At 62.6% G+C, this 20,416-nt stretch carries 23 protein-coding genes; 15 read left to right on the forward strand and 8 right to left on the reverse strand.

The window, feature by feature from the left end; all coding sequences use genetic code 11:
- Positions 1 to 56 precede the first annotated feature (56 nt).
- From MF4836_RS16190 to araH, 3 genes are all read left to right on the forward strand, one after another.
- The gene (locus MF4836_RS16190; RefSeq protein ID WP_078471099.1) at positions 57 to 1,061 is read left to right on the forward strand and encodes a substrate-binding domain-containing protein; all 1,005 of its coding nucleotides are present in this window, start codon (positions 57 to 59) and stop codon (positions 1,059 to 1,061) included.
- Positions 1,062 to 1,157: 96 nt separating this feature from the next.
- Complete coding sequence (araG, locus tag MF4836_RS16195; protein ID WP_078471100.1) at positions 1,158 to 2,717, forward strand: L-arabinose ABC transporter ATP-binding protein AraG; 1,560 nt, start codon at positions 1,158 to 1,160, stop codon at positions 2,715 to 2,717.
- The gene (gene araH / locus MF4836_RS16200; RefSeq protein ID WP_078471101.1) at positions 2,714 to 3,682 is read left to right on the forward strand and encodes an L-arabinose ABC transporter permease AraH; all 969 of its coding nucleotides are present in this window, start codon (positions 2,714 to 2,716) and stop codon (positions 3,680 to 3,682) included. The genes araG and araH overlap by 4 nt, the downstream gene beginning before the upstream one ends.
- Before the next feature lie 66 nt (positions 3,683 to 3,748).
- Here araH and MF4836_RS16205 read toward each other — a convergent pair whose 3' ends face one another.
- The 5 genes from MF4836_RS16205 to MF4836_RS16225 all read right to left on the reverse strand — a co-directional run bounded on the left by MF4836_RS16205 (position 3,749) and on the right by MF4836_RS16225 (position 6,894).
- Entirely contained in the window at positions 3,749 to 4,129 is a 381-nt protein-coding gene (locus tag MF4836_RS16205) for a Rho termination factor N-terminal domain-containing protein (protein WP_078471102.1), read from the reverse strand.
- 54 nt (positions 4,130 to 4,183) lie between these two features.
- The gene (locus tag MF4836_RS16210; protein ID WP_078471103.1) at positions 4,184 to 4,450 is read right to left on the reverse strand and encodes a hypothetical protein; all 267 of its coding nucleotides are present in this window, start codon (positions 4,448 to 4,450) and stop codon (positions 4,184 to 4,186) included.
- Between the two features lie 47 nt (positions 4,451 to 4,497).
- Positions 4,498 to 4,824, reverse strand: a complete 327-nt coding sequence (locus MF4836_RS16215; RefSeq protein ID WP_078471104.1) for a hypothetical protein — start codon at positions 4,822 to 4,824, stop codon at positions 4,498 to 4,500.
- Positions 4,825 to 4,910: 86 nt separating this feature from the next.
- Positions 4,911 to 6,101 (reverse strand): MFS transporter, encoded by a 1,191-nt coding sequence (locus tag MF4836_RS16220; RefSeq protein ID WP_178102953.1) that lies wholly within the window; start codon positions 6,099 to 6,101, stop codon positions 4,911 to 4,913.
- Positions 6,102 to 6,243: 142 nt separating this feature from the next.
- Positions 6,244 to 6,894 (reverse strand): HD domain-containing protein, encoded by a 651-nt coding sequence (locus MF4836_RS16225; RefSeq protein ID WP_078471106.1) that lies wholly within the window; start codon positions 6,892 to 6,894, stop codon positions 6,244 to 6,246.
- 149 nt (positions 6,895 to 7,043) lie between these two features.
- Here MF4836_RS16225 and MF4836_RS16230 point away from each other — a divergent pair, with 149 nt between their 5' ends.
- Positions 7,044 to 7,523, forward strand: coding sequence for a GNAT family N-acetyltransferase (locus tag MF4836_RS16230; RefSeq protein ID WP_078471107.1), 480 nt, complete (start codon positions 7,044 to 7,046; stop codon positions 7,521 to 7,523).
- 249 nt (positions 7,524 to 7,772) lie between these two features.
- On the opposite strand, the gene MF4836_RS16235 is transcribed toward MF4836_RS16230, so the two are convergent.
- The gene (locus tag MF4836_RS16235) at positions 7,773 to 8,216 is read right to left on the reverse strand and encodes a hypothetical protein (protein WP_078471108.1); all 444 of its coding nucleotides are present in this window, start codon (positions 8,214 to 8,216) and stop codon (positions 7,773 to 7,775) included.
- A 190-nt stretch (positions 8,217 to 8,406) separates the two neighbouring features.
- On the opposite strand from MF4836_RS16235, the gene MF4836_RS16240 reads away from it, so the two are divergent.
- From MF4836_RS16240 to MF4836_RS16255, 4 genes are all read left to right on the forward strand, one after another.
- Positions 8,407 to 9,396 carry a 2-dehydro-3-deoxygalactonokinase gene (locus MF4836_RS16240; RefSeq protein ID WP_078471109.1) on the forward strand — a complete coding sequence of 330 codons (990 nt, stop codon included), beginning with the start codon at positions 8,407 to 8,409 and terminating at the stop codon, positions 9,394 to 9,396.
- A gap of 12 nt (positions 9,397 to 9,408) precedes the next feature.
- Positions 9,409 to 10,029 carry a 2-dehydro-3-deoxy-6-phosphogalactonate aldolase gene (locus MF4836_RS16245; RefSeq protein ID WP_078471110.1) on the forward strand — a complete coding sequence of 207 codons (621 nt, stop codon included), beginning with the start codon at positions 9,409 to 9,411 and terminating at the stop codon, positions 10,027 to 10,029.
- Between the two features lie 48 nt (positions 10,030 to 10,077).
- The gene (gene dgoD, locus MF4836_RS16250) at positions 10,078 to 11,226 is read left to right on the forward strand and encodes a galactonate dehydratase (protein ID WP_078471111.1); all 1,149 of its coding nucleotides are present in this window, start codon (positions 10,078 to 10,080) and stop codon (positions 11,224 to 11,226) included.
- A 112-nt stretch (positions 11,227 to 11,338) separates the two neighbouring features.
- On the forward strand, positions 11,339 to 12,142 hold the full coding sequence (locus MF4836_RS16255) for an IclR family transcriptional regulator (RefSeq protein ID WP_078471112.1): 804 nt from the start codon (positions 11,339 to 11,341) through the stop codon (positions 12,140 to 12,142).
- Between the two features lies 1 nt (position 12,143).
- Here the strand turns inward: MF4836_RS16255 and MF4836_RS16260 are convergent, their stop codons facing one another.
- Positions 12,144 to 13,196, reverse strand: coding sequence for an NAD(P)-dependent alcohol dehydrogenase (locus tag MF4836_RS16260; protein ID WP_078471113.1), 1,053 nt, complete (start codon positions 13,194 to 13,196; stop codon positions 12,144 to 12,146).
- A gap of 221 nt (positions 13,197 to 13,417) precedes the next feature.
- On the opposite strand from MF4836_RS16260, the gene MF4836_RS16265 reads away from it, so the two are divergent.
- On the forward strand, positions 13,418 to 14,308 hold the full coding sequence (locus MF4836_RS16265; protein ID WP_078471114.1) for an AraC family transcriptional regulator: 891 nt from the start codon (positions 13,418 to 13,420) through the stop codon (positions 14,306 to 14,308).
- A gap of 82 nt (positions 14,309 to 14,390) precedes the next feature.
- Here the strand turns inward: MF4836_RS16265 and MF4836_RS16270 are convergent, their stop codons facing one another.
- Positions 14,391 to 16,055 carry an electron transfer flavoprotein-ubiquinone oxidoreductase gene (locus tag MF4836_RS16270; RefSeq protein WP_078471115.1) on the reverse strand — a complete coding sequence of 555 codons (1,665 nt, stop codon included), beginning with the start codon at positions 16,053 to 16,055 and terminating at the stop codon, positions 14,391 to 14,393.
- A gap of 98 nt (positions 16,056 to 16,153) precedes the next feature.
- On the opposite strand from MF4836_RS16270, the gene MF4836_RS35535 reads away from it, so the two are divergent.
- The 6 genes from MF4836_RS35535 to MF4836_RS16295 all read left to right on the forward strand — a co-directional run bounded on the left by MF4836_RS35535 (position 16,154) and on the right by MF4836_RS16295 (position 20,364).
- Complete coding sequence (locus MF4836_RS35535) at positions 16,154 to 16,345, forward strand: hypothetical protein (RefSeq protein WP_102047915.1); 192 nt, start codon at positions 16,154 to 16,156, stop codon at positions 16,343 to 16,345.
- Between the two features lie 256 nt (positions 16,346 to 16,601).
- Positions 16,602 to 17,351, forward strand: coding sequence for an electron transfer flavoprotein subunit beta/FixA family protein (locus MF4836_RS16275; protein WP_020300301.1), 750 nt, complete (start codon positions 16,602 to 16,604; stop codon positions 17,349 to 17,351).
- A gap of 2 nt (positions 17,352 to 17,353) precedes the next feature.
- The gene (locus tag MF4836_RS16280; RefSeq protein WP_020300302.1) at positions 17,354 to 18,283 is read left to right on the forward strand and encodes an electron transfer flavoprotein subunit alpha/FixB family protein; all 930 of its coding nucleotides are present in this window, start codon (positions 17,354 to 17,356) and stop codon (positions 18,281 to 18,283) included.
- 81 nt (positions 18,284 to 18,364) lie between these two features.
- Positions 18,365 to 19,189: a substrate-binding periplasmic protein gene (locus MF4836_RS16285; RefSeq protein WP_078471116.1), complete on the forward strand. Its 825-nt coding sequence runs from the start codon at positions 18,365 to 18,367 to the stop codon at positions 19,187 to 19,189.
- A gap of 9 nt (positions 19,190 to 19,198) precedes the next feature.
- Positions 19,199 to 19,555, forward strand: a complete 357-nt coding sequence (locus tag MF4836_RS16290) for a DUF4398 domain-containing protein (RefSeq protein WP_078471117.1) — start codon at positions 19,199 to 19,201, stop codon at positions 19,553 to 19,555.
- A complete protein-coding gene (locus MF4836_RS16295) occupies positions 19,552 to 20,364 on the forward strand; it encodes an OmpA family protein (protein WP_078471118.1) in 813 nt (270 codons plus the stop codon). The genes MF4836_RS16290 and MF4836_RS16295 overlap by 4 nt, the downstream gene beginning before the upstream one ends.
- The last annotated feature ends 52 nt before the right edge of the window (positions 20,365 to 20,416 follow it).

The raw sequence follows: 20,416 nt of genomic DNA on the forward strand, positions 1-20,416 counted from the left end.
CAATCGGAGGTGGTGCCTGGAGGCGGTTGGCTTTCAATAAAAATAAGGAGTGAGCTATGAATCGTCGTCGTGGGTTCCGTTCCCTGTGTCGCGCCGCCCTGGCGGTGACCGCAGTCAGCTTGAGCAGCAGCTTGCTGGCGGCCGAAGCGGTAAAAATCGGCTTTCTGGTCAAGCAGGCGGAAGAGCCCTGGTTCCAGACCGAATGGGCCTTCGCGGAAAAAGCCGCCAAGGACAAGGGCTTTACCCTGATCAAAATCGCCGTGCCCGATGGCGAGAAAACCCTTTCGGCCATCGACAGCCTGGCGGCCAATGGCGCCAAGGGTTTCGTCATCTGCCCGCCGGATGTGTCCCTGGGCCCGGCCATCATGGCCAAGGCCAAGCTCAACGACCTCAAGGTGATGGCGGTGGACGACCGCTTCGTCGACGCCAACGGCAAGTTCATGGAGGACGTTCCCTACCTGGGAATGGCGGCCTTCGAAGTCGGGCAGAAACAGGGCAACGCCATGGCTGCCGAGGCCAAGAAGCGCGGCTGGGACTGGAAAGACACCTACGCGGTGATTAACACCTTCAACGAGTTGGACACCGGCAAGAAGCGCACTGACGGCTCGGTCAAATCCCTGAAGGACGCCGGCCTGCCAGAGGATCACATCATCTTCTCGGCACTCAAGACCCTCGACGTACCAGGCAGCATGGACGCCACCAATTCGGCCCTGGTCAAGCTGCCAGGTGCGGCCAAGAACCTGATCATCGGCGGCATGAACGACAACACCGTGCTCGGGGGCGTGCGGGCCACGGAAAGCGCCGGCTTTGCCGCCGCCAACGTGATCGGCATCGGCATCAACGGCACCGACGCCATTGGCGAGCTGAAAAAGGCCAACAGCGGCTTCTTCGGCTCGATGCTGCCCAGCCCGCACATCGAGGGCTACAACACCGCGAGCATGATGTTCGAGTGGATCACCACCGGCAAAGAACCCCCCAAATACACCGCCATGGACGACGTGACCCTGATCACTCGGGACAACTTCAAGCAGGAGCTGGAAAAAATCGGCCTGTGGAACTGAGCGCTGGGCGAGTCGCTGGCGGCCCGAGTCCGGGGCGCTTGAACGGGTGGTAGGCGAGGGCGGCAGTTGCCGCACTCGTCGGATCGAGGAGGGGCTATGCAGGCGCAAACAACTACAGCGGCCGTGAACGTGGGCGGCAGCCTTCGCTTCACGGGCATCGGCAAGCGTTTCCCCGGGGTCCAGGCACTGGCGGATATCAGCTTCGTGGCGCACCCGGGAACGGTTCACGCCCTGATGGGGGAGAACGGCGCGGGCAAGTCGACGTTGCTGAAAATCCTTGGCGGGGCCTACGCGCCGAGCAGCGGCCACTTGCAGATCGGCGAGCAGGTGCTGAGTTTCAAGTCCACGGCGCAGAGCATTGCCAGTGGGGTCGCGGTGATTCACCAGGAGCTGCATCTGGTGCCGGAAATGACCGTGGCCGAGAACCTGTTTCTCGGTCATCTGCCGTCACGTTTCGGCTTGGTCAAAGGCGCCGAGTTGCGGCGCAAAGCCCAGGCATTGCTCAAGGGCCTGGCCGATGAGGTCGACCCCCAGGACAAGGTCGGCCGGCTATCCCTGGGCCAGCGGCAATTGATTGAAATCGCCAAGGCGCTGTCCCGTGGCGCCCATGTGATTGCCTTCGACGAGCCCACCAGCAGCCTGTCTTCCCGGGAAATCGAGCGCCTGATGACGATCATTGCGCGCCTGCGGGACGAGGGCAAAGTGGTGCTCTACGTGTCCCATCGCATGGAAGAAGTGTTCCGCATCTGCAACGCGGTGACGGTGTTCAAGGACGGGCGTTATGTGCGCACGTTCGAGCAGATGAGCGAGCTGAGCCACGACCAGTTGGTGACCTGCATGGTGGGTCGGGACATTCAGGATATTTACGATTACCGCCCGCGGGAGCCGGGCGCGGTGGCGCTCAAGGTCGAGGGTCTGCTCGGCCCGGGCTTGCGTGAGCCGGTGAGTTTTGACGTGCGCGAGGGCGAGATCCTCGGCCTGTTCGGGTTGGTGGGCGCTGGCCGTACCGAGTTGCTGCGGTTGCTCAGCGGCCTGGCGCGCAAGAGTGCCGGCAGCCTGGAACTGGCGGGGCGACCCCTGACCCTGCGTTCGCCCCGGGATGCGATCGCGGCGGGGGTGCTGTTGTGCCCCGAGGACCGCAAGAAGGAGGGCATCCTGCCGCTGGCCAGCGTCGCGGAAAATATCAACATCAGCGCCCGTGGCGCCCACTCGACCCTGGGCTGCCTGCTGCGCGGCGACTGGGAGCGGGGCAATGCCGACAGGCAGATCAAGGCGCTGAAGGTAAAGACCCCATCGCCCGGGCAAAAAATCATGTACCTGTCCGGCGGCAATCAACAGAAGGCCATTCTCGGCCGCTGGCTGTCGATGCCGATGAAAGTCCTGCTGCTGGACGAACCGACCCGAGGCATCGATATCGGCGCCAAGGCCGAGATCTACCAGATCATCCACAACCTGGCTGCCAGTGGCATCGCGGTGATAGTGGTCTCCAGCGACCTGATGGAGGTCATGGGCATTTCCGACCGCATCCTGGTGCTCTGCGAAGGCGCGGTACGCGGCCAATTGCCCCGTGCCCGGGCCAATGAATCCAATCTGTTGCAACTGGCATTGCCAGGCCAGCGCAGCCAAGGCCCTGGCCCATCCGAGAGGTCTCTATGAGTACGCAAAACACCACCTTGAGTGCACCGCGCAAAGCCCCTGACCTGCGCCGCTTCCTGGATGACTGGGTGATGCTGCTGGCGGCAATCGCGATCTTCGCCCTGTGTACCTTGCTGATCGACAACTTTCTTTCGCCCTTGAACATGCGTGGCCTGGGGCTGGCGATTTCCACCACCGGGATCGCGGCCTGCACCATGCTCTATTGCCTGGCGTCGGGGCACTTCGACCTTTCGGTCGGCTCGGTCATCGCCTGCGCCGGTGTCGTCGCGGCGGTGGTAATGCGCTCTACCAACAGCGTGTTTCTCGGCGTCAGCGCGGCGCTACTGATGGGCCTGGTGGTGGGGCTGATCAACGGCATCGTCATCGCCAAGCTGCGGGTCAATGCCCTGATCACCACCTTGGCCACCATGCAGATTGTCCGGGGCCTGGCTTATATCTTTGCCGACGGCAAGGCCGTGGGGGTCTCCCAGGAAAGCTTCTTCGTATTTGGCAACGGGCAACTGTTCGGGGTGCCGGTGCCAATCCTGATTACCCTGGTGTGCTTCCTGTTCTTCGGTTGGCTGCTCAACTACACCACCTATGGGCGCAACACCATGGCTATCGGCGGCAATCAGGAAGCGGCGTTGCTGGCCGGGGTCAACGTCGACCGCACCAAGATCATCATCTTCGCCGTGCACGGCCTGATCGGTGCCCTGGCCGGGGTCATCCTGGCGTCGCGCATGACCTCGGGCCAGCCGATGATCGGCCAGGGGTTCGAGCTGACGGTGATCTCTGCCTGTGTACTGGGCGGGGTGTCCCTGAGCGGGGGGATCGGCATGATCCGCCACGTGATTGCCGGGGTGTTGATCCTGGCGATCATCGAGAACGCCATGAACCTGAAGAACATCGACACGTTTTACCAGTACGTGATTCGCGGTTCGATCCTGCTGCTGGCGGTGGTTATCGACCGTTTGAAGCAGCGTTAAGGCAAGACAGCCGGGCCAGCGCCTGCGGGGGTTGCAGGCGCTGGCGGGGCAGGGCGCAGGTCGTTTTCAACCGGCTTTGCGCAGCGCCTCGATCAGCTCCTGTTTACGCATGGTGGAGCGCCCGGGAATGTTCCTGGCCCGGGCTTCCTTGAGCAGGGCCTCCTTACTCTGGGTGGCCAGCGAGGGGGCGCTGTTGCGGGCATGGCCCTGGCGCGTGGCGACGGCGCGGCGCGCGGATGCCTGGCGATCGCTGGCCTTGGCGCTTTCCGGCTTGTGGCGCCCGGAGCCGCCGGCCCGCTCACCACCGCCGGACTGTTTGTTGACAGTGGCCCAGGCGCGGGCCTCGGCTTCGGCTTCAGGTAAGCCCTTGGCTTCATAACTGGCTTCGATATGAGCGGCTTTGCGCTTCTGCGCGGCGCTGTACTTGCTCTTGCTTGCGCGAATCATTGGATCACTCCTCAAGGCCCTGGCGCCCAGGACCTTTCTGGATGGGTTTGATACTCAGTGCGAAGTATTGCCCTCGAGCTTCTGCGCGGCCTCGACGCCCGACGCGGTGAGCTTGATCGGCAGGTTGAGGGCATGTTCCCCGGCGGTGTTGCAGGTGACGTGGCCTTCCTTGATCAGCCCGCGATCCTGCAGGGCGGCCAGGGCCTGGGCCACGACTTTTTCCCCTCGGTAGTTATCCAGCACCTCCTTGCCCAGGCCACTGGGGTGGGCATGCAGCAGGCGGGTGAGGACTTCTTTCTCAAGGTTTTTATCGACGTTCATGCTGACCTCTTCGTTGGTTGAATACAGGTGTGCGTCGTCTTGCAGGGTTATTGGCTGTTGCCTTCAGAGCCGGAGCCACCGGTGGTGCTCTTCGAGCCGATGCCGGTCTTGCCGTTGTCGGGCGTGCTGGAATCCATGGTGCCTACGCCGCCCTGGCGCCCGGTATCGCTGCCCTGGACCCGTGGGTCGGTGCCGGTGGCGGGCGGCAGCGAGCCTTCCTCCATGGGCGGTGGGTTGATGTTGATCCTGGGCGTGTTTTGGGTGGCTGGGGACTTGGGACCTTCCACCGGGTTGGTGGGACCGGTGGCGCCGGCGAAGGCTGCCGAAGACAGCAGCCCGGCCAGGGCGAAAGCGGTGAGTTGAGCCTTGATCATGATGTCGCCTCCATTCGTTTCAGAGTCGCTACCTGATATTGGTCAGCCGCTGATTTGCATTGGTGCCTGATGATCGACGAACGGTCTCAGGCGTCTTGCGGGATTTTCTCGCCTTGCCCCCAGCGCCAGAGCAGGCGCCCGGCGCTGATCAGCCAGTTCAGCAGGGCCACCGCCAGAACTGTTAGCAGAAGTGTCGGCATGCCCTGTTCAACGATGATCTTGCCCGCCAGCAGGGGGAACCCGAAGACCCCGATAAAGTAGGCGAGGCTGAACAGCAGCAACGCCTGGGAGGTGCTGCCGGCCGGGGCTTCGTTGGCGGCCAGGCCATTGATCACCGAGTAGGTCAGGCCATAGCCGACGCCCAGGACCATGGCCGCCAACAGGTAGCTGAGGCTGCTGTCGACCACGAACTGCAGCAGCAGTACTGAGAGCACCATCAGCCCGGACAGCAGGCAGGCCGAGCGATAGGCGTCGCGCTTGACCACGATGCCGGCGATCAGCAGGCGGCTGCTGATGGCAGCGCCCATGAAACCGAGAAAGAACAGCGAATAATCCAGGGAGCGTGACGCCGCATAGCTGGTTTGAAAGCTCGACAAACCACCAAATACACAGCCGCCCAGGCCCACCATCAGAATCGGAAACAGCGCCCTGGATGACAGGACCCGGGCACTGCTGGCCCAGCTGATTTTTGCCGCGCCGCTGCCCAGGTGGTTGGTCTGCTGCTGCAGGCGACGGCCAAGGAACCAGAAGATGATCACCCCGGCCAGGCTGGCCGCAGCCGCGATCAGGAAGGCCGCCGTCAATGGCCAGCCCAGGGCACTGGCCGCCCGCCCCAGGAGTGGCCCGGAGCCGATGCCGGTCATCATGCTGCCCGACAGCAGGGCGAAGTATTTGGCGCGCTGGGCGGGTTCCACCAGCATCGCCACGATGATCGGCCCCAGGGTGTAAAACACCCCCCAGCCCAAGCCCAGGATCAGGCCGAACAGGAGCAAGGCATGGCCGAAGCCCGGGGTCAGGGCGAAGCCCAGGCTGGCCACCACCAGCAGGCAGCCGAACAGGGCGATCGAGCGCGCGGCGCCCAACCAGTCCGAGAGGTGTCCGGAGAAGATCACCGCGACAAAGGTGCTGAGCATGGCAGCGGAAATCACGCTGCCGGCGTCGTGCTCGTTACCGCCACGGGCACTGATCAGCAGCGACAGCAGGAAGGTCGAGCCATAAGACAGCGACAGCAGGTAACTGCCAAGACAGAACAGCCCGAACAATGGGCCTGAAACCATGGGTTGTCGTGTACCGCGAGCAGGCATGAGTGAGCCTCGTCCTTGTTGAAGTTATGCGCGGTTTTCTACCACGGGCCTGGCGGTTTTTTGTTGTGTACCTGCTGGTTTCAGGATTAGCCCACAGCGGAGTAAGCAGGGCGGCTCAGGCGTCGATCTCCTCCAGCAACTCCTCCATGAAGCGTTGCAGGCGCTGATGCCGAACCTGCGCCAGGTGCGTGCCGGCCGGGGTCTGGAAGCCGCTGGCGAGGTGCAGCAACTTGGTCTGGAAATGGTCCAGGCAAAAGCGTTTGTCATCGTATTCACGATGCTCTGCGCGTGGGTCGAGCGGGTCGTACAGGGCGCTGCCCATGCGCCCGGCAATGTAGAAGGTGCGAGCCACGCCGAGGGCGCCGAGGGAGTCGAGGCGATCGGCGTCCTGCAGGATCTTGGCCTCAAGCGAAATCGGCTCGATCGCCGCAGAAAAACTGTGGGCCTCGATGGCGTGGGCCACTGCGTCGATCGGCGCCTGGGCCCAGTGCAGGCTGGCCAGGATTTTGCCCGCCTGCACCGCCGCCAGGCGCGAGGCCTGGGAGCGCAGTGGCGAGTTCTTTTCCACGGCGACACAGTCGTGCAACAAGGTCGCGGCCAGCAGTACGTGCAGGTCGCCGCCTTCCTGCTCGGCGATACGCCGGACATTGCTCCACACCCGCTGCAAATGCGAAAGGTCGTGGGCGCCGTCTTCGGCAGGTTCCAGGGCATGGGGCAGCAATTGGGCGGCGAGGGTGTGCAGGGGGGCAAAGGCCTGGGCGTTCATCGGTGCAACCTGAAGGTGATCGGGCAAGGCCGCCACTGTAGCCGCTGGCGCAGGGTTGTGGGTAAACCGCGTGGCGTCAATAAATGCCCGTGCATGTGTTTCCCCTGTCGATCTACTATGGCCGCCTGATTCCGCCATGAGAGCCACCGATGTCCGTCGATATCCGCCCCGCCGTGCCCAGCGATGCTCCGCAAATCCTCGCGTTCATCACGGAACTCGCCGACTACGAGCGTGCCCGCCATGAAGTGATCGCCAGTGTCACCGACATCCAGCGCAGCCTGTTCAGCGAAGGCGCGACAGCCCACGGCCTGATCTGCCTGCGCGATGGCGTACCGATCGGGTTTGCGGTGTTCTTCTTCAGTTACTCGACCTGGCTGGGCAGCAACAGCCTGTACCTGGAAGACCTCTACATCACCCCCGAGCAGCGTGGTGGCGGAGCGGGCAAGCAGTTGTTGCGGCATCTGGCAAAGATCGCCTGTGACAATGATTGCGGGCGATTCGAGTGGAGCGTGCTGGAGTGGACTGAGCCGGCGATTCAGTTCTACAAATCCCTGGGCGCGCAGCCCCAGGAAGAATGGGTCAAGTACCGCATGGATGGCGACGTGCTGCGGGCGTTTGCCCGGGGCTGAGAGCGTGCCGGCGGGGGGGGGGGGGGTCAGGGATTTGAACCAGGTTGTTCAGCGGTGAAAATGGCCAGGCCTCTGTAGCTGGTCGTGTTGCTGGCGTGTGCCTCGTGCGTGCATCGGCCGATTCTCGACCCGGCCTAGGTGATCCTGCACGAGGACGGACGCCAGTAAGACGGCGTTACCGACGCTCAGGGCAACACCCACCGGGCGGGCTCGACCGACCCGCAAGGCGGGGTGTTCGACCTGGAGTGATCACCGGCTTTCTTCCCAGTCGCCTCCCAGCAAGTCATTCAGGGTCTGGGCCACCGAGGTCTTGAATGCCCCGGCCTGGTGTGCGTCGTAGGCGGTCTTCCACACCGTGTAACCCTCGCTGAAATCGGCCAGTTGCTCGGCGTGCCCCACGCGCTGGGTCACGCTCTGCTGCAACGCGCCGGCGCGAAACGGCAGGTGCGGGATGTCGCTGATCTGATTGCCCTTGAGCGGGTTGATCAGGTGAATGCCATCGACCCGGATATGCACCACCTGGCCCAGGTCCGGGTACTGCTCGACTTTGAGAATGGTCAGGGTCGAGGCGTTTTCGCCAGGCCGTGTCTGGTACGACCAGATATCGCCAACCGTGAATGGCTCTGCCGCGCCGAGGGCGCTACCGGTTAACAAAAGGCCGCCGATGAGCAGCAGGTTTCTGAAGCGTTGCATGGGTCTTCCTTGAAAGGAGCGGGGCGGGTGGGCGGCATTTTAAAGGATTGGAAGGCAGGTGCGAGCAGTCCACGTATTCCCTATATATGGGATGTAAATTTATATATTGAGATTTTATTCCTGCGGGGTTTATAGTCGCCGCCAGCAGCTCTTACGCACTCACTGCCAATAACAACTCACAGGTGAAGCGATGCAGGCGCAACTGATCGGGCTCGATTGGGGAACCACTTCCCTGCGTGCCTACAAACTCGCGACAGGCGGCGAAGTGCTGGAGCAGCGCGCGCTGACCTCGGGAGTCATGCAACTGCCCAGGGCCGCTCGAATCATCGATGGCCAGGCCTGCAGCGACGGTTTTGAACTGGCCTTCGACGAAGCCTGCGGCGACTGGCTCGATAGCGCGCCGCACTTGCCGGTGATCGCCTGTGGCATGGTCGGCAGCGCTCAAGGCTGGCGTGAGGCGAGCTACTGCGAAACCCCGGCGGACGTTACCCAACTGGGTCGCGCCCTGGTCTCGGTGCGCAACGTGCGTGGGGTCGAGGTGCACATCGTGCCCGGTGTCATCCAGCGTTCGCACCTGCCAAACGTCATGCGTGGCGAAGAAACCCAAGTGCTGGGGGCGCTGCACAATCTGCCGCGGCAGGCCACGGATAACCTGCTGATCGGCCTGCCTGGCAGCCATTCGAAATGGGTCGAGGTGGTCGACGGCCGCATCGTGCATTTCGAGACCTTCATGACCGGCGAACTGTTCGCCGTCCTCTGCGAACACAGCATTCTTGGCCGCACCCAACAGCGCGGTGCGGCGTTCGACGGTGCGGCCTTCGACCGTGGGGTTCAGGTGGCGCAGTCCCTGGAGGGGCAGATCGGCCCGCTGTCGACCCTGTTCAGCGCCCGCAGCCTGGGCCTGACGGCTGAACTTGGCGCCAGTGCCCAGCCCGATTATCTGTCGGGGCTGCTGATCGGCCATGAATTGACGGCCCTGGCCCAGGTGCAGCACCGCCGCCGCAACAGCGCCCACCTGCCTTCAATCCTGTTGATCGGCAATTCCCAACTCTGCGCCCGCTACAGCCGGGCTCTTCCTGCCTGTGGGTTCGCCCGCGTGACCCTGGCCGAGCAGGCCACCGAACGCGGCTTGTGGCTGTTGGCCGAGGCGGCCGGGCTGCTCCCTGGCGTTCAACCATAGAAGAGGTTTGCAATGCTCAAGCAAGCACTGGCACAAAACGGCCTGGTGGCGATCCTTCGGGGCGTGCGTCCGCACGAGGTCCTGGCCATCGGCGAGGCCCTGTACGAGGCGGGTTTTCGGGTGATCGAGGTGCCGCTCAATTCGCCCCAGCCCTTTGACAGTATCCGCAGCCTGCGCAGCCATTTGCCGCCCGATTGCCTGATTGGTGCCGGCACTGTGCTGGAGCCTGCGCAGGTGGCCCAGGTGCAGGCGGCAGGCGGACAGGTGATCGTCATGCCCCACAGCGACCCCAAGGTCCTGCGCGCAGCCAAGGCCGCCGGGCTGTACCTGGCGCCGGGTGTCGCCACGCCGACCGAGGCCTTTGCCGCGCTGGCTGAAGGTGCGGATGTATTGAAGATGTTCCCCGCCGAGCAAATGGGCCCGGCGGTGGTGAAAGCCTGGCTCGCGGTGTTACCGGTCGGCACTGTGCTGTTGCCCGTGGGCGGCATTACCCCGGACAACATGCGGGTGTTCGTCGAGGCCGGGGTCAAGGGCTTCGGCCTCGGCTCGGGGCTGTTCAAGCCCGGGCTGAGCAGCACTGACGTGGCCCTGCGGGCCAAGGCTTATGTCGCCGCGTGGCATGCCTTGGCTTAAGCTTTTTCCGGCGCCGCGCGCGCTGCCTCAAACCAGAGAGACAAGCAGATGAAAATCACCAAACTGACCACCTTCATCGTTCCGCCGCGCTGGTGCTTTCTCAAGGTCGAGACCGATCAGGGCGTGACCGGCTGGGGCGAGCCGGTGGTGGAGGGCCGGGCCCACACCGTGGCAGCGGCGGTCGAGGAACTCTCGGACTACCTGATCGGCAAGGACCCACGCAATATCGAAGACATCTGGACCGTACTCTATCGCGGCGGTTTCTACCGTGGTGGAGCGCTGCACATGAGCGCCCTGGCCGGTATCGATCAGGCACTGTGGGACATCAAGGGCAAAGACCTCGGGGTCTCGGTCAGTGACCTGCTGGGCGGCCAGGTGCGGGACAAGATCCGCGTCTATTCGTGGATCGGCGGCGACCGCCCGGCCGACACGGCGCAGGCGGCCAGGGAAGCGGTAGCACGGGGCTTTACCGCCGTGAAAATGAACGGCACCCAGGAGCTGCAATTTCTCGACACCCACGACAAGGTTGACCTGGCCCTGGCCAACGTCGCGGCCGTGCGCGATGCGGTCGGGCCCAATGTCGGGATCGGCGTCGACTTCCATGGTCGGGTGCACAAGCCCATGGCCAAGGTGCTGATGAAGGAACTCGACCCCTACAAACTGATGTTTATCGAAGAGCCGGTGCTCAGTGAAAACTACGAAGCGCTGAAGGAACTGGCGCCCTTGACCAGCACCCCGATCGCCCTCGGCGAGCGCCTGTTTTCGCGCTGGGATTTCAAGCGGGTGCTGAGCGAAGGTTACGTTGACATCATCCAGCCGGATGCCTCCCACGCCGGTGGCATCACCGAAACCCGCAAGATCGCCAACATGGCCGAAGCCTACGACGTCGCCCTGGCGTTGCATTGCCCGTTGGGCCCGATTGCCCTGGCCGCGTGCCTGCAACTGGACGCGGTCTGCTACAACGCGTTTATCCAGGAGCAGAGCCTGGGTATCCATTACAACGAGAGCAACGACTTGCTGGATTACCTCAAGCGTCCGCAGGTGTTCGACTACGACCAGGGCTACGTGAAGATCCCCAACGGCCCGGGCCTGGGCATCGAGATCAACGAGGAATACGTGGTCGAGCGCGCGGCCGTCGGTCATCGCTGGCGCAACCCGATCTGGCGCCACGCCGACGGCAGTTTCGCCGAGTGGTAGGCGCGCGCCCGGGCCTTCCTGTGGCGGGTGGCCGAGGTGGCGCGCAGCAAGTTGTGGTCAAGGCGGATGGGCGACCATAATGCCGCCCGTTCTCTCCCTCGGAAGGCTGGATATGCAGGAAGACGCGCCAAAGATCGCCAAGGACGCCGCACCGACCGGCACCCAGACGCTGCTGCGTGGCCTGGGCGTGGTCCAGGCCGTGGCCAGCGGTGCCCGCGACCTCAAGGAAATCGCCCGGCTGATCGGCACCACCCGCAGCACCACCCACCGCCTGGCCAGTTGCCTGGTGGAAGAGCGCTACCTGCGCGTGGTACCGCAAGTGGGTTATCTGTTGGGACCAAAGTTGATCGAGCTGGGGTTCCAGGCGCGCGAAGCGCTGCCGCTGGTCAGCCTGGCCACGCCGATCCTGGATGAGTTGTCGGCACTGACCGGCGACACCATTCACCTGGCGATTCGCGAGGACGATGACGTGCTGTACCTGCACAAGAACCCGGGGCGCAATGGCCCGGAGATGCGTTCGCGGGTTGGGCATCGGATGCCGTTGGCCCGTACCGGGATCGGCAAGGCGCTGATGCTCGACGACAGCCAGCAGGACTGGCAGCGGTTGTATCAGATCAGTTTGCCGGTGGGGGGGCGCAATGTGCTCTGGCCGCAGCACGAGGAGCCGTCCTGGGAGCAGTTCCAGCAGCGCATGCTGGAGTATGTGAAGGGCGGTTATGCGTTTGACCTGGAAGACAACGAGCCCTCGATCCGTTGCGTCGCGGCGCCGGTACGGGATGCCAGCGCACGTATCGTGGCCGGCATCAGTGTCGCCAGTACCGTGCCCTACATGCCGCTGGAAAAAATGGCCGAGCTGATCCCCCTGGTGAAACAGGCGGCCGCCCGGCTTTCCGCGGAGTTGGGCGCGAAGGCCTGAATCAGGCCTTCAGGGTGGCCATGTCGATCACGAAGCGGTACTTCACATCGCCTTTGATCATTCGGGTGTAAGCCTCGTTGATCTGGCGGATGTCGAGCATTTCGATGTCGCAGGTGATGCCGTGTTCGGCGCAGAAATCCAGGACTTCCTGGGTTTCGGCAATGCCACCGATCAGCGAGCCGGCCAGTACCTTACGCCCCAGAACCAGCTTGGCGGCGTTGACGGGTGGGTCGACCGGTTCGATCAGGCCGACCAGGATGTGCACGCCGTCAAAGCGCAGGGTATCGAGATAGGGGTTCAGATCGTGCTGCACCGGAATGGTGTCCAGCAGGAAGTCGAAGTGCCCGGCAGCGGCCTTCATCTGCTCGGCGTCGGTGGAGACGATCACATGATCGGCGCCCTGGCGCCGGCCTTCCTCGGCCTTGCTCGCGGAGCGGGTGAACAGCGTGACCTCGGCGCCCATGGCCTTGGCGAACTTGATCCCCATATGGCCCAGGCCGCCCATGCCGAGAATCCCGACCTTGTCCCCGGCCTTGACCCCGTAGTGCTTGAGGGGCGAATAGGTGGTGATGCCGGCGCAGAGGATCGGCGCGGCGCTGGCCAGATCGAGCTTGGCCGGAATCTTCACCACGAAGTGTTCGCTGACCACGATGCTGTCGGAGTAGCCGCCCATGGTGTTGCTGCCGTCGACCCGGTCCGGGGTGGCGTAGGTCATGGTCGGGCCTTCGAGGCAGTATTGCTCCAGGTCCGATTTGCAGGCGTCGCAATGGCGGCATGAGTCGACCATGCAGCCCACGCCCACCAGGTCGCCGACCTTGTGCGCAGTGACGCTGGCGCCGACGGCGGTGACTTTGCCGACTATCTCGTGGCCCGGCATCAGCGGGTACACGGCAATGCCCCATTCGTTGCGCGCCTGGTGGATATCGGAGTGGCAGACGCCGCAGTAGAGGATCTCAATCGCCACGTCATCGGCACGCGGGCTGCGGCGTTCGAAGGACATGGGGGCGAGGGGAGTGATGGCCGATTGGGCGGCATAACCGATGGCGGTGTACATAAAAAGACCTCGCAAAAGCAGGAACAGGTGAGGCGGGCCATTCTCCCCATCGAGCCTGGGCGCGGCCATGGCGATTGCTCCGAGTCTTATGCCTAAAGCTCCGGGGGAGCAGTGGAAAGCGGCAAGCGACGCGCTGCAGGCTATAAACTGTGTGCCCACGCTCGCCGCTTGCAACTCTTCGCTTGTAGCTTGCCGCTCTCCATACTCCGAGAAGTGCTCCAATGCTCCTGACCCGCCATCTCGACGCTAACGCCACACTGGTTTCCCTGATCGAGGGGCTGACGTCCAGCGACGGTTTTTCCCCGACCCACCTGCCCGGTGTGCAGGTATTGCGCGCCAGTTGCGACGTGGCGCGTGGGCCGCAGATCTATGAGCCGAGCCTGATGATCGTGGCCCAGGGCAGCAAGGTCGCGTACCTGGGCCCGCGCACCCTGGAATATGGCGCCGGGCATTACCTGATCCAGGCGATGCCGGTGCCGTTCGAATGCGAGACCTTTGCCCTGCCTGATGCACCCTTGTACGGCGTGACCGTCGGCATTGATCGGGTGGTGCTCGGGGAGTTGGTGATGGCGATGGGCATTCAGTCCGGGCCACCGCCGGCGGCGCAAACCCTGGAGTCGATGAGCTCGGTGGTACTGGATGACGCCATGCGTGGCTGCGTCGAGCGGCTGTTGCAGTGCCTGCACGATCCGCTGGAGAGCCGAATCCTGGGTCCGGCGCGGGTCCGGGAGTTACTGTTCACGGCCTTGCGCGGGCCCCAGGCCGATGTGTTGCGGGCGCTGGTGGAACAGCAGGGGCAGTTTTCCCGGGTCGCGACCTCGTTGAGTCATCTGCACGCCCATTACGCCGAGCCGCTGAATATCGAGACCCTGGCCAGTTATGCACACATGAGTGCCTCGACCTTTCATGAGCACTTCAAGCGCTGCACCTTGCTCTCGCCGGTGCAGTACCTCAAGCGCCTGCGGCTGCTCAAGGCCCAGCAGTTGCTGCTGGTAGAGGGCATGGGGGTGGCGCAGGCGGCGCACAGCGTGGGCTATCAGAGCACGTCGCAGTTCAGCCGCGAGTACAAGCGCTACTTCGAGCGCAGCCCGGGGGAGGAGCGGGCAGCCTGATCGCCCCGCGGGGGCGGGCACGCTAGATTTTCGGGCAACAAAAAGGCCCCCAGATGGGAGCCTTGATGTTCAAGCGGCCGGCTTACATGTTCGGGTAAGTCGGTCCGCCCGCGCCTTCCGGCGTGACCCAGGTGATGTTCTGCGAAGGGTCCTTGATGTCACAGGTCTTGCAGTGCACGCAGTTCTGGGCGTTGATCTGGAAGCGCTTCTCGCCGTCTTCCTTGGTGATCACTTCATACACGCCAGCCGGGCAGTAGCGCTGCGCGGGTTCATCGTAGAGCGGCAGGTTGGTGCCGATCGGGATGCTCGGGTCTTTCAGCTTCAGGTGGCACGGCTGTTCTTCTTCGTGGTTGGTACCAGAGATGAACACCGAGCTGAGTTTGTCGAAGCTGAGTTTGCCGTCGGGTTTCGGGTAGTCGATCTTCTTGCAGTCCTTGGCCAGCTTGAGGCAGGCGTAGTCCGGCTTGGTGTCGTGCAGGGTGAATGGCATTTTGCCGCCGAGGATGTTCTGGTCGAACCAGTTGAAGCCGGCGCCGATGATCGGGCCGAACTTGTGCATCGCCGGGCCGAAGTTGCGGGAGGCGAACAGTTCTTCGTAGAGCCAGCTGTTCTTGAAACTGTCGACGTAGGCGGTCAGTTCATCACCGCCTTCGGATTCGGCGAACAGGCGATCAGCCACGGCGTCTGCGGCGAGCATGCCGGACTTCATGGCGGTGTGGCTGCCTTTGATCTTGGCGAAGTTCAGGGTGCCCAGATCGCAGCCGATCAGCGCGCCGCCTTTGAAGACCATCTTCGGCAGCGAGTTCAGGCCACCTTTGCAGATGGCGCGAGCGCCGTAGCTGATGCGCTTGCCGCCTTCCAGGTACTGGGCCAGCACCGGGTGATGCTTGAGGCGCTGGAACTCATCGAATGGCGACAGGAAGGTGTTGCTGTAGGACAGGTCGACGATCAGGCCGACCACCACCTGGTTGTTTTCCAGGTGATAGAGGAACGAGCCACCGGTGTTCTCGGCGCTCATGATGTCCAGCGGCCAACCGGCGGTGTGCACCACCAGGCCTGGCTGATGCTTGGCCGGGTCGATTTCCCAGATTTCTTTCAGGCCGATGCCGTAGTGCTGGGCGTCGGCGTCGCTGTCCAGGTTGAAGCGCTGGATCAATTGCTTGCCGATGTGGCCGCGGCACCCTTCAGCGAACAAGGTGTACTTGCCACGCAGTTCCATCCCCGGGGTGTAGACGCCTTCTTTTGGCTGGCCTTCACGGTCGACGCCGAGGTCGCCAGTGATGATCCCGCGGACCACGCCGTTCTCGTCGAACAGGGCTTCCTGGGCGGCGAAGCCTGGGTAGACTTCCACGCCCAGGTTCTCGGCCTGCTGGGCCAGCCAGCGGCACAGGTTGCCCAGGGAGATAATGTAGTTGCCTTCGTTGTGCATGGTCTTGGGCACAAAGAAGTCTGGAACCTTGATCGAGCTGTCGGCGCTCTTGAGGACATAAATGTCATCGCGTTTGACCGGGGTGTTCAGCGGTGCGCCGAGCTCTTTCCAGTTCGGGAACAATTCGTTCAGGGCCCGCGGCTCGAATACGGCGCCGGACAGGATATGAGCACCGACCTCGGAGCCTTTTTCGACCACGCAGACGCTAATTTCCTTACCGGCTTCGGCGGCCTTCTGCTTCAATCGGCAGGCGGCGGACAGGCCCGCGGGGCCGGCACCGACGATGACCACGTCGAATTCCATAAATTCGCGTTCCACTAGGCTATCTCCTACTCAAGGCTCAACGGTTTTTTTCTAATTGGAGGTTTGGCGCTGCATCCATTATTTCCTCCTCAACAGGGGGGAGGGGACAATGGATGACCCGCCTTTCTCTCTGGGCGGCGCATTATATCTACACCACTCTCAGCGTCCAATACAAACGTTTGTTTGAATTTGCTGGAAGCCAGGTAAATCAAAGAAGCGCGGCTTATGACTGGCCATTTTGCCGTATTGACCGGAAAAGGCGTTCCGGTCAAGATACGGTCGGTTTTGCGCTCGCCGTAGGCTGACTGTTGGTTTCAAGAGCACCTCTAAAGACAGGGCGAAGGCTGTACAAGGTGACGCAGTGCGCCGCGCAAGCGCGCAGTTTACACGCCGCGATAAAGAATGACTCGTCGGTCACCACTGACGAACGGTCATCATCCCCGTGAGCAAGGTCGCCTGTTCCATGCCAGCGTTTTTAGAGGTGCCCTTGTGCCGATGAGCATCAACCGCCAGGTTCTCGCCTAGGCGACTTTCTTTTCACCGGAGAGTAACGAGGAATCCATGAAGGTTCTTGTAGCTGTCAAACGAGTGGTCGACTATAACGTCAAGGTTCGCGTCAAAGCGGACAACTCCGGCGTAGACCTCGCTAACGTCAAGATGTCGATGAACCCTTTCTGCGAAATCGCAGTGGAAGAAGCCGTACGCCTGAAAGAGAAAGGTGTTGCGACTGAAATCGTCGTCGTCTCCATCGGCCCGTCCACCGCTCAAGAGCAACTGCGCACTGCGCTGGCTCTGGGTGCCGACCGTGCCATCCTCGTCGAATCTGCCGAAGACCTGACTTCCCTGGCGGTTGCCAAGCTGCTCAAGGCGGTTGTCGACAAGGAACAGCCATCGCTGGTGATCCTCGGCAAACAAGCCATCGACAGCGACAACAACCAGACTGGCCAGATGCTCGCTGCATTGAGCGGCTACGGTCAGGGCACCTTCGCCTCGAAAGTAGAAGTCAGTGGCGACAACGTTGCCGTGACTCGCGAAATCGACGGCGGCGCGCAGACTGTTTCGCTGAAACTGCCGGCCATCATCACCACCGACCTGCGTTTGAACGAGCCGCGTTATGCGTCCCTGCCAAACATCATGAAAGCCAAGAAGAAGCCGCTTGAAGTGCTGACTCCGGATGCTTTGGGCGTTTCCACCGCCTCTACCAACAAGACCCTGAAAGTCGAAGCGCCGGCTGCACGCAGCGCAGGTATCAAGGTCAAGTCGGTGGCTGAACTGGTCGAGAAACTGAAAAACGAAGCGAAGGTAATCTAATCATGACTATCTTGGTAATCGCCGAACACGACAACAAAGTGCTGGCTCCGGCCACACTGAACACCGTGGCTGCCGCCGCCAAAATTGGTGGTGATATTCACGTGCTGGTTGCAGGTCAGGGCGCAGGCGCCGTGGCTGAAGCCGCTGCGAAAATCGCTGGTGTGGCTAAAGTGCTGGTGGCCGACAACGCCGCCTACGCGCACCAGCTGCCGGAAAACGTCGCGCCCCTGGTCGCCGAACTCGGTGCTGGCTACAGCCACATCCTGGCTGCCGCTACCTCCAACGGCAAAAACATTCTGCCGCGGGTTGCCGCCCAGCTGGACGTTGACCAGATCTCCGAGATCATCTCCGTAGAAAGCGCTGACACCTTCAAGCGCCCGATCTACGCCGGTAACGCGATCGCTACCGTGCAGTCCACCGCAGCGGTCAAAGTGATCACTGTGCGTGCTACCGGTTTCGACCCGGTCGCCGCTGAAGGTGGTTCGGCTGCCGTTGAAGCCGTTGCTGCTGCTCACGACGCTGGCAAATCCAGCTTCGTCGGTGAAGAACTGGCCAAGTCCGATCGTCCGGAACTGACCGCTGCCAAGATCGTCGTTTCCGGCGGCCGCGGCATGCAGAACGGCGACAACTTCAAGCACCTGTACGCCCTGGCCGACAAGCTGGGCGCTGCTGTCGGCGCTTCCCGCGCTGCGGTCGACGCAGGTTTCGTACCCAACGACATGCAGGTCGGCCAGACCGGCAAAATCGTTGCGCCACAGCTGTACATCGCCGTCGGTATCTCCGGCGCGATCCAGCATCTGGCGGGCATGAAGGACTCCAAAGTGATCGTTGCGATCAACAAGGACGAAGAAGCACCGATCTTCCAGGTGGCTGATTACGGCCTGGTGGCGGACTTGTTCGAAGCCGTACCCGAGTTGGAGAAGCTGGTCTAATCCGGCTGCTTCACTTATAAAGAGCCCGGCCTTTTGGCCGGGCTTTTTTATTGTCTGAATTAATTGCGGGAGAGTTTCGCCATGGTTCTGCGCCGCTTGAGTGGATGCGCGGTATTGCTGGGAATGGTTCTGGCGCCTGGTTGGGTGCTGGCCGCCGGCAAGTGCGAGCGCCTGGTAGTCACTGGCAGCCCCGATGCGCCGCCTTATCTGTGGCGGGACCCGCAGGATCCGAAACACCTCATAGGTGCCAGCGCCGACCTGCTGCAGCAGGTGGCGGGGGAGCTGGGGCTCAAGGTCGAATTGCTCTATGCCGGCAAGCGCTCCGAAGCCCTGGCCGAAGTACGCAGCGGACGCATGGATATGCTGGCCGATGCGCCGCTGACCCTGAGCGAGCTGGAGTCGCTGGACTACATCCACCCACCCCTGGTGCAGAACGATTACCTGGTGTGGACGCGCAAGGGGTCAACGCTGATCTACAACCAGTTGGCTGATTTGCATGGGCACCGTGGCGCTGTTTCGGAAAAGGCTCGCCTGACCCAGCCGTTCGAAGCCTTTGCCAAGGATCAGTTGACCCTGCGGCGCACGAGCAACCTCACCGAAGCCTTGCAGAAACTGCTGCTGGGTGACGTCGAATATGTATTGGCCGGGCGTTATGCCGGGATGGCGCTGGCGCAGTCCCTGGGCATGGCCAATGACCTGGTGGCCGCTGCGCAGCCGGTCGACCGGCCGGGGCTATTCCTGGCGGTCTCCCATGACTCGGCCTGCAATGACCCATGGTTGCGCGGACAGTTGGCGAAAAAGATGACAGAATTGCCCGCGTCCGGCCTGACCGAGGCCTTGCTGCAGCGCAATCTTGAGCGCTGGAAAGCCCAGTTACAGCAACCCGCCGGCACCTCAAAACAGTAGGGATTTTGTGTGAGTATTCGACCTCTTTTCGCCGCCGTGGCCATTGTGGCCCTGGCGGGTTGTGCAACCGATCCGGCGCCCATTGAACAGATGCGCCTGACTGAACAGGCCCTGGAACAGGCCAAGGCCGTTGGGGCCACGGTAGAAGATGTGCCGGAACTGAAACTCGCCGAAGACAAATTCAAGCGAGCCCAGGGCAATATGCAGGATGAGTCCTACAAGCATGCACGCATGCGCGCCGAACAGGCCGAACTGGACGCGCGCCTGGCCGAGGCGCGGGTCCTGACCCTGAAAAGCCAGGAACAGTTGAACGTACTGCAGAGCCGCATCACTCGCCTGCGCAAGCAACTGGGGGATGCCCAATGAACCTGATCACCCGAGTATTCAGCGGTGCCCTGTTGCTGGCCTGTGCGGGCTTGTATGGCTGTGCCGGTCAGCAAAGCGAAGAGGTCTTGCAACAGGCTGGTAACGACTTCCAGAAGGTCAAGGAAGACTCCAATGTGCTGCGCATCGCGCCCAAGGACGTGATTCGGGCCGGCGAGTCCCTGGCGCGTGCCGATCGCTTGTCCAGCTACTGGGGCAGCGGCTCTGACGTGGTGCATTACGCTTACCTCAGCCGGCGCTACAGCGAAATCGCCCGCGAGCACACCGAGCAAGTGTTGAATGAAGAGCGCGTAGCCAAGCTCGAACTGGAGCGCCAGCGCCTGCAATTGGCCCTGCGTGAGGCCAAGTTGCTCAGCGTGCAGCAGCAGGGCAAGTGGCTGGAAGAACAGATTATCAGCCTGGCCACGACCCAGACCGACCGTGGTCTGGTCATGACCCTGGGCGATGTGTTGTTCGATACCGGTGAGGCGGAGCTGAAAAGCTCGGCCAATCGTACGGTGCTCAAAGTGGTGCAGTTCCTTCAGCTCAACCCCAAGCGGGTAGTGCGGATCGAGGGCTACACCGACAACACCGGCGACAAGCAAAGCAACCTGCAATTGTCCCGCGACCGGGCACAAGCCGTGGCCGATATGCTGGTAGACCTGGGCATCGACGAAAAACGCATCAAGGTCGAAGGTTATGGCGACGATTACCCGGTAGAGGCCAATGCTTCTGAACGCGGACGCGCGCAGAACCGTCGAGTGGAAATTGTGTTTTCCGACGAGAAAGGCCAGCTCGGCGCCGCCCGCTAAGGTCTGAGCAACACCCGAACCCGGTTACCTCAAGGTGCCGGGTTTTTTTATA

Source organism: Pseudomonas sp. MF4836, assembly GCF_002018875.1.
Lineage (GTDB): Bacteria > Pseudomonadota > Gammaproteobacteria > Pseudomonadales > Pseudomonadaceae > Aquipseudomonas.